This is a genomic window from Microbacterium sp. lyk4-40-TSB-66 (assembly GCF_030209475.1).
Taxonomy (GTDB): domain Bacteria; phylum Actinomycetota; class Actinomycetes; order Actinomycetales; family Microbacteriaceae; genus Microbacterium.
Map to the genome: position 1 here is coordinate 476,849 of NZ_JARVRW010000002.1, position 13,540 is coordinate 490,388.

Here is a 13,540-nt window from a genome sequence, read left to right on the forward strand (position 1 = left end):
GATTCGCCCCGCGAGGCTTGCCTCCGCCGCGGAGGGGATGGTACTCGCGCGAACGACGAACCGCCCCGTCACAGGGACGGGGCGGTTCGAGGTCAGAGGGTCACTCGCCGCGCGAGATCGCGATCATCTCGTCGCGCGGGACGACCTTGATGCGCGCACGCTCGTGCGGGGCGCCCAGGGCCATCTCGTGCTCGTCGAGGCGGTGCCACCCGTCCAGGTCGGTCCAGCGGACCCCGCGCTCCGAGAGAAGGGCCGGGATGGCCTCCTCTTCGGGGTGGGCGGGACGCCACCACTCGCTCTGGTCGTTGATGACGTGGCGCACGGTCTCCATGGCGTCCGACTTGGTGTGGCCGATGAGGCCGACGGGGCCGCGCTTGATCCACCCGGTGGCATAGACGCCGGGCACCCGCGAGTTCGAGTCGGCCGAGAGCACCTGACCCTCGTGGTTCGGGATGACGCCGTGGCGCTCGTCGAAGGGAACGTCCTTCAACGGCGAACCGAAGTAGCCGACAGCGCGGTAGATCGCCTGGATCGGCACTTCGCGGATCTCGCCGGTGCCGACGACGCCGGCCTCGGCGTCGGGTCGGGTGCGCTCGTAGCGGAGGGCGGCGACCCGCCCCTCGGCGTCCTTCACGACCTCGAGCGGCTTCGCCCAGAAGTGCAGGTGCAGACGGCGCGACGCCTCTCCCCCGGCACCGTTGGCGCCCGGGCGCGTGCGCCACTGCTGCAGCACGCGGTCGATGACCTTGACCTGCTTGTTCGTCTCGATGGCCGCCTTCGACGCCTCGTCGTAGTCGAAGTCCTCGTCGTAGACGACCATGTCGACATCGCGCAGCTCGCCGAGTTCGCGGAGCTCGAGCGGGGTGAACTTCACGTGCGCGGGACCACGACGACCGAACACGTGCACGTCGGTGACGGGCGAGGCCTTGAGCCCCTGATAGACGTTGTCGGGCACTTCGGTGGGGAGCAGGTCGTCGGCGTGCTTGGCGAGCATGCGCGTGATGTCGAGGGCGACGTTGCCGTTGCCGATGACGGCGACCGACTCGGCCTCCAGCGGCCACTCGCGCGGCACGTCGGGGTGACCGTCGAACCAGCTGACGAAGTCGGCGGCGCCGTACGAGCCGTGCGCGTCGATGCCGGGGATGTCGAGGTCGGCGTCGCGGATCGCGCCGGTGGAGAAGATCACGGCGTTGTAGTGCTGCTTGAGGTCGTCGAGGGTGATGTCCTCGCCGAAACGCACGTTGCCGAAGATGCGGATGTCGCCGCGGTCGAGCACCTCGCGCAACGCCGTGATGACGCCCTTGATGCGGGGGTGGTCGGGGGCGACCCCGTAGCGCACGAGCCCGTAAGGCGCGGGCAGCTGCTCGAAGAGGTCGATCGAGACGTCGAATCGACGCTCGGCCTTCAGCAGGATGTCGGCGGCGTAGATGCCGGCGGGGCCGGCTCCGACGATGGCGAGGCGCAGCTTCGTCATGGGGTCCTCTCGATCGGGATCGGGGGGGGGTGGAAATGTGGTCAGGCCGAGCGGTCGGCCACGGCGCGGGCGAAGCGCGTCAGCGCCTCGCGCACGGCGCCGTCGGGCAGCGGTGCGAGGGCGTCGATCGCCTCTTGCGACCACTGGTGCGCGAGACGCAGGGTCTCGTGCGTCGTCTCGTGGTCGCGCAGCTCCGCGAGGGCCGCATCGAGGACCGCGGGGTCGGCGCCGTCGGCGATGCGCTCCTGCCCCTCGTCGATACGGGCGCGGAGGTCTGCGGATGCCGCGTCGGATCGGTGCCCGAGCAGCAGGTAGGGCATGGTCGGCACCCCCGCCCGCAGGTCGGTGCCGGGTACCTTCCCCGTCTCGGACGGGTCGGGCGACAGGTCGATCACGTCGTCGAGCAACTGGAAGGCGACCCCGGCCTTCTCGCCGAAGACGACCATGGGCTGCTCGAACTCTTCGGGCGCGCCCGAATAGATGACGCCCGACTGCGCCGCGGCGGCGATGAGCGAACCGGTCTTGTCGGCCAGCACCTTGAGGTAGAAATCGACGGGCTCGTCGCCGTCCTGCGGCCCCACGGTCTCGTGCATCTGCCCCAGCACGAGACGCTCGAAGGTGTCGGCCTGCAGCTGGATGGCGCGCTCGCCGCGGCGGGCCATGAGCTGGCTCGCGCGGGCGAAGAGGAGGTCGCCGGTGAGGATGGCGATGTTGTTGCCCCACACGGTCTGGGCACTCGGCACCCCGCGGCGCTTGTCGGCGCCGTCCATGACGTCGTCGTGGTACAGCGAGCCGAGGTGCGTGAGCTCCAGGGCGGTGGCGACCTCGACGACCTCGCGCGTGGTGCCCTGGCCGAGCTGCGCGGTGAGGATGGCCAGCATGGGTCGCACGCGCTTCCCGCCTGCCTCGTAGAGGTAGCGGGCGGTGACGTCGGCGAGCTTGTCGGCGCTGCGCACCTCGCCCTCGAGCTCGGTCTCGACGCGCGCGAGCCCCGCCTCGACGGTCGTGAGAAGGGTGCGCGAGCGGAGGCCTGCGAAGATGCGGTCACTCAGGCCCAGCTTGCCGGACAGGCGGGAGCCGGCCGCGGGCGGTCTCGGGGTCACGCTGTCAGCCTAGCCTGGCGCGCCGCAGGGCAGCCGCCGGTATCTCGACGGTTGACAGCGCTTCGCGGGCGGGGAGGAGCCGCGATCACTCCGCGGGACGGATGCCGCGGTGCAATGCCACGATGCCGAACGAGAGGTTGCGGTACTCCACGTCGTCCCACCCCGAGTCGCGCATCCACCGGGCCAGCGTCGGCTGATCCGGCCAGTCGCGGATCGACTCGTTGAGGTAGTCGTAGGCCTCGGCGTTGCTGCTCACGGCCTTCGCGACGATCGGCAGCACGCGGTCGTTGTAGAACCGGTACAGGCCGTTGAAGACGGGGGACGGCGGGTGCGAGAACTCGCACACCACGATGCGTCCGCCGGGACGGGTCACGCGACGGAGTTCGCGCAGGGCCCGGCGCGGGTCGTTGACGTTGCGCAGACCGAACGACATCGTCACCGCGTCGAACTCGCCGTCACCGAAGGGGAGGTCGGTGGCATCCGCCTGCACGAACTCGAGGTTCGGCACGTCTCCGTGACGGCGACGGCCCTCGGCGATCATGCCGCGCGAGAAGTCGGCGGCGACGACATGGGCGCCGCTGGGTACGAACGCCATCGACGACGTGCCGGTGCCGGCCGCGAGGTCGAGGATGCGCTCGCCCCGCTTCGGCGCCACGGCCCGCAGGGTCGCCGCCCGCCACAGGCGGTCGTTCCCCAGGCTGAGCACCGAGTTCGTGCGGTCATAGGCTGCGGCGACCTGATCGAACATGCCGCTGACACGCTGCGGGTCTTTTCCGAGGTCGGCGCGGTTGGGGTCGCTGCTCACCCGTCGAGTCTAGGCCGGGGCGGCGGGGCGGTCGCCGGGGGTTGCGAGGGCGGTGGGCGCCTCAGGCCGGCGCCGCAGCCGACTCGTCCGGTGTCGCGAGGGCCGCGAGCCTCGCAAGCCACGGCCCGGTGACCGCGTCGGAGAACGGCGCCTCCCCCGCGCGCACGCGGTGCTCGAGGTCGGTGGCGACGGCATCCAGGTGCTCCACGATGTCGAGCGGGTAGCCGTAGCGCACGCGGTGCTCGTCCCACTCGTCGCGGTCGTCGATCCACGTGCCGCGCCCGTCGGTGCGGCGCACGACGTCGAGGTCCATGTCGATGCCGCGGGGCACGCCGTCGTCGTGCCAGCGGACATCCCACGCCAGGTCGATGTAGACGGCGACGGGGTGCGGGGCCGCGTTGTGGGTGAAGGCCCAATCACCGCTCGCCGGCACGAGCGTGACATTGGGCTGACGGCACACGAATTCCGCCCCCGGCCGGGCGCTCCTCCAGCCGACCTGCTGCCCGAACCACTCGCCCCACTCGTCGGAGCCGAGGTAGACGCTGTCCTGCACCCAGTGCGGCGAGCCGTCCCATTTGCGCCACTCGAACAGCAGGCGGGTGCCGGGGGCGGGTCGGGGATCCATGATCCGGAGTCTAAATCGCCCTGTCGGCACCGGTCTGACGCGACCCGCCCCGTGACACCGCGCACGAGGACCCGATGAGGACCGCCCGCGTCGACCCGGGAGGCGTCGAGACACTTCCGTCTCGTCGTGCACCGGTGCGGGGCCCCGGCGAACGCGACGGGTCTACGCTGAAATCGTGCTCGAACCCGCGGATGACGTCGTGCCGCGCCTGCGCGTGGTCACGCGCGAACTGCCGCCGATGGACGACGTCCTGGCCTACACGACCTCCTACGACCCCCTGTTCTGGAGTCGTCGGGGCGAGTCGCTCGCGGCCTTCGGCGATCTGCTGACGCTGCGCTACACGGGCGAACGCCCGGGTGACGCCACGATCTCGGAGCGTTGGCGGGCGATCGCCGCGGCCGCCGAGGTCGACGATCCCCTGCAGCTTCCCGGTACCGGTCTCGTCGCCTTCGGGTCGTTCGTCTTCGACCCGCGCTCCGAGCGCGAGAACGTGCTGCGCGTCCCCGGCATGATCGTGGGCCGTCACGGGGGACGCGCGTGGGTCACCCGCCTCGCGTTCGACGACACCCCCGACGAGCCCGAGCCCGAGCTGCCGCCCCGCTCCCCCTTCGGACCGCACTGGTCGGCGACGCTGGGCCCCGGGCAGCAGACGGCCGAGAAGTACCAGGATGCCGTCCGCCAGGCCATCGAGGCCATCGGCGCCCGCGAGGTGGCCAAGGTCGTGTTGGCGCGAGACATCGTCGGCACCGTCCCCGCGGGCTCCGATCTGCGCCGCCTGGTGCGCTCGCTGCTCGAGGGCTATCCGGATTGCTGGGTGTTCGCCGTCGACGGCCTCATCGGCGCGAGCCCCGAGACGCTCGTGACGGTGTCGGGTGGCACGGTGACGGCGCGCGTGCTCGCCGGCACGGTCGCGCGCGGCGGCGACGCCGACGCCGACGTCGCGGCATCCATCGGTCTCAGTCGTAGCACGAAGGACCAGGACGAGCACCGCTTCGCCGTGCAGAGCGTGCTGAAGGCCCTCGGCCCGCACACGTCGTCGCTGGCCGCCGAGGACCAGCCCTTCACGCTGAAGCTCCCCAACGTCTGGCATCTCGCCACCGACGTCGAGGGGGTTCTGAGCGAGGACGCGTCATCGCTCGATCTGCTGTCGGTGCTGCACCCGACGGCCGCCGTCGCCGGCACGCCGACGGCCGCTGCGATCGAGCTCATCCGCCGACTCGAGCCGTTCGACCGCGGCCGGTACGCCGGGGCCGTGGGCTGGACGAGCGCCTCGGGCGACGGCGAGTGGGCCATCGCCCTGCGGTGCGCGCAGATCGACCGCGCGGCCCCGTCGTCTCCCACGGCACCGATCACCGCCTACGCGGGGGCGGGCATCGTGTCCGAGAGCGTCCCCGAATCGGAACTCCTCGAGACCCGCGTGAAGTTCCGCCCCATCGTCGAGGCGCTCGCGTAGTCATGGCGCCGCTCGACCGGCGGGATCAGGATGCCGCGAGACGGCGCTTCTCCTCCTCGACGTCGTAGTCGGCCGCCGGCCACCGCGGACCGATGTCGGCGAGGGCGTCGATGAGCAGCTGCTGCACTGCCAGACGCGCGTACCACTTGCGGTCCGCCGGCACGACGTGCCAGGGCGCGACGGGCGTCGACGTACGCTCGACGGCGACCTGGTAGGCATCCATGTAGTCGTCCCAGAGCTGACGCTCGTCGACGTCGCCGGGGTTGTACTTCCAGTGCTTCTCGGGGCGGTCGAGGCGCTCGGCGAGACGCTCGCGCTGCTCGTCCTTCGAGATGTGCAGCATGACCTTGACCACGCGGATGCCCATCTCCGCCGCCTGCGCCTCGAAGGCCACGATGGCGCCGTAGCGCCGCTCGATCTCGGGCGCCGGAGCGAGTGCGCGCACGCGACCGATGAGCACGTCCTCGTAGTGGGAGCGGTCGAAGACGCCGAGGCGCCCGGCATCCGGGAGCCGTTTCTCGATGCGCCAGAGGAAGTCGTGCGAGAGCTCCTCGGCGGTGGGCTTCTTGAACGAGGCGAGCTCGACGCCCTGCGGATCCACGGCGCCCACGACGTGCCGAACGATGCCGCCCTTGCCAGCGGTGTCCATCGCCTGCAGCACCAGCAGCACCGATCCGGTCGCCGTGCCGGCGACGCTCTGGGCGAAGAGGCGCTCCTGGAGGTCTTCCAGCGGCTCGCGGCCCGCCTCGAGGTCGGCCTTGCCGGCATCCTTGTCGCCGTCGTATCCGGGTGTCGACCGCGGGTCGATGTCAGCCAATCGGAATCCCGGCTCGACGCGCAGGGCGAGGCTCGCGGGCGTGGACCATCTGCTGCTCGTGCTCATCCCGCCATCGTGCCGCGGCACGCGGGTGTGCACCACCCGTTGACGGGCCGCATCAGCGCGGCAGGGGCACCTCGATGAGCTGTCTCCCGCCCGTCGGAGCCGTGAGCACCTGGTCGAGCGCGACCCGGGTGGTGCAGCGGTGGTACTCCCAGCCGAACGCGAGCGCGAGCTGCTCCAGCCGCGCGGTGTGCGGGGTGTACTGCACCCGCGACATCGCGTCGGCGCCGGCGATCCCCGCGACCTCGAGCCCGTCGAAGATCGTGCCGCCGCCGTCGTTTCCGACGACGACCTGCAGCCGCGGCTCGGCCTCGCCGGGGGGAAGCAGCAGCGCGCCCATGTCGTGGAGGAACGCCAGGTCACCCAGCAGCAGACGCGTGACGCCCGGTCGCTCGTCGACCTGGCTCGCCAGCGCCACCCCGCTCGCCGTGGCGATCGTCCCGTCGATGCCAGCCAGGCCGCGGTTGGCGTGCACGGCCACCTTCTTGCCGCCGAGCAGTTCGTCGGCGACGCGCACGAGCCGCGACGAGCCGAAGACGAGGCGGTCGTGGGGCCAGGTCGCCCGCCAGAGCGCATCCACGAGGGCGGCGCGGTCCAGCGGCGCCCGCATCACCTCGACCTCGGCGCTGATCGCCCCGAGCCGTTCATGCGGGACGGCGGACGCCAGACCCTCGGCGTCGGGGGCGCGCGGCGACAGGTCGACGGCCGCGTCGCGCGACGCGCGCATCCACTCGCCCAGCCACGTGCGATCCGCCTCGCCCGTCACCCGCACGGCGTCGACCGCGATGGTCGCGCCGTTGAGGTTGACGGGTTCGCCGGGTCCGCGCACGGCGAGCACCTCGACGTCGTCGCGCCCGAGCAGCACGGCCACCTCGCGACTGAGCGTCGGACGCCCGAACAGCACGACCCGTTCGATGCGTCCGCCCAGCGCCGGCTCGCGCAGCAACGCGCGATAGCCGTGCACGATCTGACGGCCGAAGCGTGCCCCGCTGACGATCTCGGCGACGAGGGGGAAACCGCCCGCGTGCGCGAACTGCTCCGCCGCCGGCCCCGCATCGGCGCCGGCGACGACGATCGTGCGCGGGCCGGTCTCGATGCGGTGCGCCGCCTCGGGGTCGGGGGCGACGTCGGCGATGCCGATCCCCCCGCCTCCCTGGTAGAGCGCGCCGGAGGTGTCCTCACTCGGATCGGGGGTGGATTCGACGGCGCGGGATGCCGCCCGCTCGGCGAGCCAGCCCGGTACGGCGCCCGCGAGGGGCTCGCGGAAGGGCACGTTGACGTGAACGGGCCCGGCCGCGCGCATGCCTTCACCGAGCGACGCGGCCAGCGCCTCGCCCGCGACCGCGTCGAAGGCGGCGGTCTGCTCGCCGGAGCCGTCGACGTCGGTCGTGTCGGGGACGGCCAGGTCGGCCTCGAACCGCACCGCCGGGCGGAACAGCCCCGGCTGGCGGGTCGTCTGATTGGCGCCGACGCCGCGGAGTTCGGGGGGCCGATCCGCCGTGAGCAACAGCAGGGGGACGCCGGCGTGGTGGGCCTCGAGGGCGGCCGGGAGGAGATTCGCGACGGCGGTCCCCGACGTGCACACCACGACCGCGGGTGTCCCCGTCTCACGCCCGATACCGAGGGCGGTGAAGCCGGCGACGCGCTCGTCGATGCGCACGTGGAGCTGGATGAGCCCCGCGCTCTCCAGCTCAGCGGCGACCAGCGCGAGTGCCTGCGACCGCGAACCGGGGCTGACCACGATGTGGCGGACGCCCCGTGAGACGAACCCGGCCAGCAGCGCTGCGGCGGCGTCGGTCGCGGGCGCGCCCGAGCGATCGTTCAGCGGGGCCACGACGGCTCAGCCGACGGCGCCGCGCTGCCCGCGGGTGTCGTCGTCGCCCTTTCCCGGAGGGTTGTCGGGATCGGTCGACTTCTTCGGCGGCTGCGGGTCGTCGGCCTCGGAATCGAGCTGCGCGAGCTCCTCCTCGAGACGGCGGATCCGCTCGTCCTGGTCGGCACGGGCGGAGGCGGTCATGCGTCCGAGGAACTCGGGGTCGTCGTCGGGAGCGCGCCGCGCGGCTGCGGTCTTGCCGGCAGCGCGGCCACGCCCGATGACGAACCACAGGATGCCGCCGAGCACCGGCAGCAGGATGACGATCGCCATCCACGCGCCCTTGCTCACCCCGCGGTGACGAGAGGGAGCCTGCACGGCGCAGTCCACGATCGTGTAGACCCAGAAGACGGTCGCCACGAGCGCCAGGATGAGAAGCAACCGTGCCATGCAGTGATTCTACGTGCGTCTGCTGGACGACGGCCCGGAACCACGGGCGCCGCACTCCGCCGTAGACTGGCACGATGCGTGCTCGTTCGGCCCTCGTCTACACGGTGCTGCGACTTCTCGCGTTCCTGGTGCCCCTCGGCATCCTGCTGCTCTTCCCCGTCTTCCAGGAATTGCCCTGGCTCGCGGCGATCTTCGCGGCCCTCATCGGCTTCAGCCTGTCGCTGTTGTTCCTGCGTCGCCCGCTCGAGAACGTCACCGGCGGCCTGGCCGAGCGCCGTGCGGAACGGGCCGCCACCGGCCGCCGCACGGGCGCTGAGACAGACGCCGATGCAGAGGATGCCGCACTCGATGCCCCGCGGCGCACCACCGATCCCGAGGCCGGCCAGGAGCGCTGACGCGGCTCGCGCGACCGCGCACGGCGGGGCGACCTGTGCGGTCGTCTCCGTCGCGAGAGAAGCGTTCCACCCCGCGCGACGGCGGACGGGTCAGCCCGCGAACGCCCAGAACAACAGGGCGCCGTACGCGACGGAGGTGAAACTCGTGACCTGCAGCGCCGTGATGAGTTCGCGGGGCGTCCGATACGTCCACACGATGAGGATGGCCGCGAGCCCGCCGAGGAGCGCGATGAGCGTGAGCCACGCGATCGGATAGACCAGTGCGAGGAACACGGCGATGCCGAACGGCACGAGCACGAACAGCGTGAAGAGCACCTGGGTGGCGCGTCGTCCGATCAGCACGGAGAGCGTGCGCTTGCCGGCAAGGCGGTCCTGATCGATGTCGCGCAGGTTGTTCGCCAGCAGCACCGCGCACGCCAGCAGACCCGCGGCGACCGCCCCGAACCACGCCTCCTGCGGCAGTGAGCGCACCTGCAGCCACGTCGTTCCGAGGGTGGCGACGAGACCGAAGAACACGAAGACGAACAGCTCGCCCATCGCGTTGTAGCCGTAGGGACGCTTGCCGCCGGTGTAGAACCACGCGGCGACGATGCACACCGCCCCGACCAGGATGAGCCACCATTGCCCGGTGCGGATGACGAGCGCGAGGCCGATGACGGCGGCCAGGGCGAAGAACGCCAACGCCACGATCAGCACGGTGCGCGGCTTCGCCTTCCTGCCGCCGGTCAGGCGGCCGGGCCCGACCCGCACGTCGTCGGTCCCGCGGATGCCGTCGGAGTAGTCGTTGGCGAAGTTGACGCCGATCTGCAGGGCGAACGCGACCGCGAGGCAGGCGAGGGCGATCACCCCGTGCAACTGCTCGTCGACGAGGGTCGCAGCCCCCGTGCCGATCAGGACGGGGGTGATGGCGAGGGGCAGGGTCCGCAGACGCGCCGCCGCGATCCAATCGCGCGCGGTGGCCGGGGCGACGGCTTGCGGCGCCCCGCCCTTCGGCTTCTGGGGATTGCCGCCGGGGCGACGCTTCTTGGCCGGGGTCGAACGCTTACGAGACGGAGCTGCCACGGAGGGTCATCCTATGCCCGCGGGGTCCGCGCGAGCATCGCGCGCAGGGCGGCTCGATCCGGCTTCCCCGACGACAGGGTGGGCAGTTCCTCGACGGCGACGACGCGCGCCGGGCGCGCGGGCGCGCCCACCGCTTCGGCCACGACCTCCCGCACCGACGCGAGAACCGTCTCTTCTTCTGCGGCTGCGAGCCCCGGCACCACCACGGCCGACCCCTGCCCCCAGTCGGCATCCGGGATCGGCACGACCACGGCCGACGTGAGCCCCGGCATGCCGCGGACGGCGGCCTCGACGCGATCGAGCGAGACGTTCACGCCGCCCGAGACGATGACGTTGTCGAGACGGCCGGTGACGTGCAGCACCCCGTCGACGATCTCGCCCCCGTCGCCGGTGCGGTACCAGCGCGTGCCGGCGCCGTCGATCGGGAAGACGGATGCCGTGCGCGCGGGGTCGCCGAGATAGCCCTCGGCGAGCATCGGCCCCGACAGGAGAACCTCGCCGTCGGCGACGCGCATGTCGACGCCGTCGAGGGGCACACCGTCGTAGACGCACCCGCCACTGGTCTCGCTCGAACCGTAGGTGCGGACGATGCGCGCGCCCCGCTCCTCCGCGCGCCGGCGGACGGCCGGCGCGAGCGCTTGACCGCCGATGAGGATCGCCTCGAACGACCGCAGGGCCTGAGCGACGGTGGTGTCGTGCTCGGCGGCATCCAGGAGTCTCTGCAGCTGCGCCGGGACGAGGGAGGTGTAACTCGGTACGCGCTGGCCATCGGCGTGCGAGGCCATCCCGAGGGCGGCCGCGGCGAAGGGCTCGGGCCGGAAGGGACCGCTGACGACGGCGGGCTCGCGGTCGGCGAGCAGTGCCCGGACGATGACCTGCACGCCCGCGACGTACGTCGCGGGCACGGCCAGCAGCCACGCACCCTCGCCGATTCGGGCGGCGGTCGCGTACGCACTGCTGATGAGGGCGTTGCGGCCGATCACCACCGACTTGGGCACACCCGTCGAGCCCGACGTCGTCACGACGGCGGCCGTTCCCGCGGGAACCTCGCCGGCGAGGCCCGCCCCTCCGAGGGAGATCGCGGGACCCGCCCCGAGCACGGCCGCGCGCAACGCCCGCAGAACGTCTCGCGGATCCTCGGATGCCGGGGGTTCGAGCCTCACGCGCGGCACCCGCGGGACGCGATGCCCGTCTCGTGCGGCACCTCTTCGCTCAGTAGTGCCACGGCACGCCCGACCAGTCGGGGTCGCGCTTCTCGAGGAAGGAATCGCGGCCCTCGGCTGCCTCGTCGGTGCCGTAGGCGAGGCGGGTCGCCTCTCCGGCGAAGAGCTGCTGACCGACGAGACCGTCGTCGACGGCGTTGAAGGCGTACTTGAGCATCCGGATCGCCGTGGGCGACTTGGTGAGGATCGTGCGGGCCATCGCGAGCGCTTCCCGCTCGAGCTCGGCGTGGGGCACGACGCGGTTGACCGCCCCCATCTCGTATGCCCGGTCGGCGGAGTACTCCTCCGCGAGGAAGAAGATCTCGCGTGCGAACTTCTGCCCGATCTGCCGCGCGAAGTACGCGGAGCCGTAACCGGCGTCGAACGAGCCCACGTCGGCATCCGTCTGCTTGAAACGACCGTGCTCCCGGCTCGCGATCGACAGGTCGCACACCACGTTGAGGGAGTGTCCCCCGCCCGCGGCCCACCCCGGGACGACAGCGATGACGACCTTGGGCATGAACCGGATGAGGCGCTGCACCTCGAGGATGTGCAGGCGGCCCGCGCGGCCCGGGTCGTGCACGGCGGTCTCATCGTGCGAGTACTTGTAGCCGTCGCGACCGCGGATGCGCTGGTCACCGCCCGAGCAGAAGGCCCACCCGCCGTCTTTCGCGCTCGGTCCGTTGCCGGTCAGCAGCACGACCCCGATGCGGTGGTCCTGGCGGGCGATGTCGAGGGCACGGTACAGCTCGTCGACCGTGTGCGGGCGGAAGGCGTTGCGCACCTCGGGCCGGTCGAACGCGATGCGGGCGACGCGCCCGTCGTGGGTGACGTGGGCGGTGATGTCGGTGTAGTCCGCGGCGCCGGGCGCCAGGGTCCATTCCGCGGGATCGAAGAGCTCGGAGACGGTCACCGGATCAGCCTACGCGCGGGGATCTTGGGCCGGATCACAATAACGGGGGGCGTACCGCGCAACTCTTCTAAAACGTCGTATGCAAATAATCTCTTGAGACCGTCCTCGATTTTCCTTTACAGATATAGTTTCACGCGTTCTCATGCGCAAGTAATCGCGCGTGCTACCGCAAGAAGGGCGACCATGGTCGACAAGTACGCGATGCCGAAGCTCGACTTCGAGTCTCCGCTGGTGGCCACGCTGTTCGAGATCGAACGTCTGCGCGCCGACATCGGTACGGGAGATACTCCGAGAGACACCTTCGTGGAACTCCACCAACTGTTCGATCTGGTCATGAGCGTCGTCTCCGCTCGGATCGAGGGCAATCACACGACCGTCTACGACGCGCTCGATCAGATCAACGCGACCGTGGGATCGAGCGCCGACCAACTGCGCGAGATCACCAACATCGCCGCAACAGCTCGCTTCATCGACAGCCTCCCGCCCGAGACCCCTCTCACACATAACCTCATTCGTGAGATCCACCGTCGTGTCGTCGACGGGTTGAGCAGGGAAGGCGACCCCACCCCCGGCGCGTACCGGGAGCAGGAAGTAGCGATCACGAACTCTGCTCACGTGCCCCCGACGTGGGTCACCGTGCACCCCGAGATGACGTCTCTCCTGGACTTCGCAAACGAGTCGAAGCCTCTCCACGAGCAGATGCTGCAGATCGCCGTCGCACACCACCGTTTCGTGTGGATTCACCCGTTCCGCAACGGCAACGGGCGAGTATCGCGGCTCTTCACGTACGCCATGTTGCGCAAGACCATCTTCGCCACGCGAGGCTTCAGCGCGCTGAACCCCACCGCCGTTTTCGGGAACGACCGGGATGCCTACATCTCCGCTCTGGAGAGTGGAGACGATCTCACGGACACCGGCACGGTCGCCTGGGCCGAATTCTTCGTGCGCGGCATCCGCGACGACATCGCTCGGCTCCTCGAGTTGCAACGCCACGCGTTCGTCATCGATGAGCTGGTGGGCCCGGCCCTCGAGTCGTTGCGGCGCGACGGGCTCGTCTCTCACGACGAGAACGCGGCCCTGCGATCGGCCCTTGAAAGCGGTGTGATCAAGGCGGGGGATCTCGAGGAGATCGTGCCGGGGACGGCGTCCCACCGCTCACGCTTCATCCGCAGCCTGCGCGACCGATCCCTCCTTCAGCAAGCCGAAGAAGGGCCCCGGTTCTATCGGCTTTCGCTAGCGCGCGGGCCCCTTGCGCCCCGCCTGATCCGTCGCCTCGACGCTCTCGGATACCTGCCGCGCATGCTCTCAGCCGACTGACGAGCGCCAAGGGAGTCGATGCCGGTCGACGTACGCGCCGAGGAGAAG

At 71.1% G+C, this 13,540-nt stretch carries 13 protein-coding genes; 3 read left to right on the forward strand and 10 right to left on the reverse strand.

All coding sequences use genetic code 11. The features are described from left to right. Positions 1-100: 100 nt before the first annotated feature. The 4 genes from QRO03_RS04365 to QRO03_RS04380 form a co-directional block, all read right to left on the reverse strand. Complete coding sequence (locus QRO03_RS04365; RefSeq protein ID WP_285136293.1) at positions 101-1,474, reverse strand: FAD-dependent oxidoreductase; 1,374 nt, start codon at positions 1,472-1,474, stop codon at positions 101-103. Between the two features lie 41 nt (positions 1,475-1,515). Continuing rightward, positions 1,516-2,577 (reverse strand): polyprenyl synthetase family protein, encoded by a 1,062-nt coding sequence (locus QRO03_RS04370; RefSeq protein ID WP_285136294.1) that lies wholly within the window; start codon positions 2,575-2,577, stop codon positions 1,516-1,518. Between the two features lie 85 nt (positions 2,578-2,662). Continuing rightward, positions 2,663-3,382 (reverse strand): demethylmenaquinone methyltransferase, encoded by a 720-nt coding sequence (locus QRO03_RS04375; RefSeq protein ID WP_285136295.1) that lies wholly within the window; start codon positions 3,380-3,382, stop codon positions 2,663-2,665. Positions 3,383-3,443: 61 nt separating this feature from the next. Continuing rightward, positions 3,444-4,007, reverse strand: coding sequence for a DUF402 domain-containing protein (locus tag QRO03_RS04380; protein ID WP_285136296.1), 564 nt, complete (start codon positions 4,005-4,007; stop codon positions 3,444-3,446). Positions 4,008-4,182: 175 nt separating this feature from the next. On the opposite strand from QRO03_RS04380, the gene QRO03_RS04385 reads away from it, so the two are divergent. Continuing rightward, positions 4,183-5,460: an isochorismate synthase gene (locus QRO03_RS04385; protein ID WP_502883001.1), complete on the forward strand. Its 1,278-nt coding sequence runs from the start codon at positions 4,183-4,185 to the stop codon at positions 5,458-5,460. 25 nt (positions 5,461-5,485) lie between these two features. Here QRO03_RS04385 and QRO03_RS04390 read toward each other — a convergent pair whose 3' ends face one another. The 3 genes from QRO03_RS04390 to QRO03_RS04400 are packed head-to-tail and all read right to left on the reverse strand — an operon-like array spanning position 5,486 to position 8,603. Next, positions 5,486-6,343, reverse strand: a complete 858-nt coding sequence (locus tag QRO03_RS04390; RefSeq protein WP_285136297.1) for a polyphosphate kinase 2 family protein — start codon at positions 6,341-6,343, stop codon at positions 5,486-5,488. Between the two features lie 52 nt (positions 6,344-6,395). Next, positions 6,396-8,174 (reverse strand): 2-succinyl-5-enolpyruvyl-6-hydroxy-3-cyclohexene-1-carboxylic-acid synthase, encoded by a 1,779-nt coding sequence (menD, locus tag QRO03_RS04395; RefSeq protein ID WP_285136298.1) that lies wholly within the window; start codon positions 8,172-8,174, stop codon positions 6,396-6,398. A gap of 6 nt (positions 8,175-8,180) precedes the next feature. After that, positions 8,181-8,603, reverse strand: coding sequence for a PLD nuclease N-terminal domain-containing protein (locus QRO03_RS04400; RefSeq protein ID WP_285136299.1), 423 nt, complete (start codon positions 8,601-8,603; stop codon positions 8,181-8,183). Positions 8,604-8,677: 74 nt separating this feature from the next. Here QRO03_RS04400 and QRO03_RS04405 point away from each other — a divergent pair, with 74 nt between their 5' ends. Further along, entirely contained in the window at positions 8,678-8,998 is a 321-nt protein-coding gene (locus tag QRO03_RS04405) for a DUF4229 domain-containing protein (RefSeq protein ID WP_285136300.1), read from the forward strand. Positions 8,999-9,088: 90 nt separating this feature from the next. Here the strand turns inward: QRO03_RS04405 and QRO03_RS04410 are convergent, their stop codons facing one another. The 3 genes from QRO03_RS04410 to QRO03_RS04420 are packed head-to-tail and all read right to left on the reverse strand — an operon-like array spanning position 9,089 to position 12,175. After that, positions 9,089-10,060 carry a 1,4-dihydroxy-2-naphthoate polyprenyltransferase gene (locus tag QRO03_RS04410; protein WP_285136301.1) on the reverse strand — a complete coding sequence of 324 codons (972 nt, stop codon included), beginning with the start codon at positions 10,058-10,060 and terminating at the stop codon, positions 9,089-9,091. Positions 10,061-10,071: 11 nt separating this feature from the next. Next, positions 10,072-11,223 (reverse strand): AMP-binding protein, encoded by a 1,152-nt coding sequence (locus QRO03_RS04415; protein ID WP_285136302.1) that lies wholly within the window; start codon positions 11,221-11,223, stop codon positions 10,072-10,074. Between the two features lie 49 nt (positions 11,224-11,272). Next, positions 11,273-12,175 carry a 1,4-dihydroxy-2-naphthoyl-CoA synthase gene (locus QRO03_RS04420; protein WP_285136303.1) on the reverse strand — a complete coding sequence of 301 codons (903 nt, stop codon included), beginning with the start codon at positions 12,173-12,175 and terminating at the stop codon, positions 11,273-11,275. A 183-nt stretch (positions 12,176-12,358) separates the two neighbouring features. Between QRO03_RS04420 and QRO03_RS04425 the strand changes: the two genes are divergently transcribed. Beyond that, complete coding sequence (locus QRO03_RS04425; RefSeq protein WP_285136304.1) at positions 12,359-13,492, forward strand: Fic family protein; 1,134 nt, start codon at positions 12,359-12,361, stop codon at positions 13,490-13,492. Positions 13,493-13,540 lie beyond the last annotated feature (48 nt).

Bases quoted from the DNA above. Each gene is read 5' to 3' on its own strand.
- QRO03_RS04365 (WP_285136293.1), bottom strand. From the start codon at position 1,474: ATGACGAAGCTGCGCCTCGCCATCGTCGGAGCCGGCCCCGCCGGCATC.
- QRO03_RS04380 (WP_285136296.1), bottom strand. From the start codon at position 4,007: ATGGATCCCCGACCCGCCCCCGGCACCCGCCTGCTGTTCGAGTGGCGC.
- QRO03_RS04390 (WP_285136297.1), bottom strand. From the start codon at position 6,343: ATGAGCACGAGCAGCAGATGGTCCACGCCCGCGAGCCTCGCCCTGCGC.
- QRO03_RS04400 (WP_285136299.1), bottom strand. From the start codon at position 8,603: ATGGCACGGTTGCTTCTCATCCTGGCGCTCGTGGCGACCGTCTTCTGG.
- QRO03_RS04405 (WP_285136300.1), top strand. From the start codon at position 8,678: ATGCGTGCTCGTTCGGCCCTCGTCTACACGGTGCTGCGACTTCTCGCG.
- QRO03_RS04425 (WP_285136304.1), top strand. From the start codon at position 12,359: ATGGTCGACAAGTACGCGATGCCGAAGCTCGACTTCGAGTCTCCGCTG.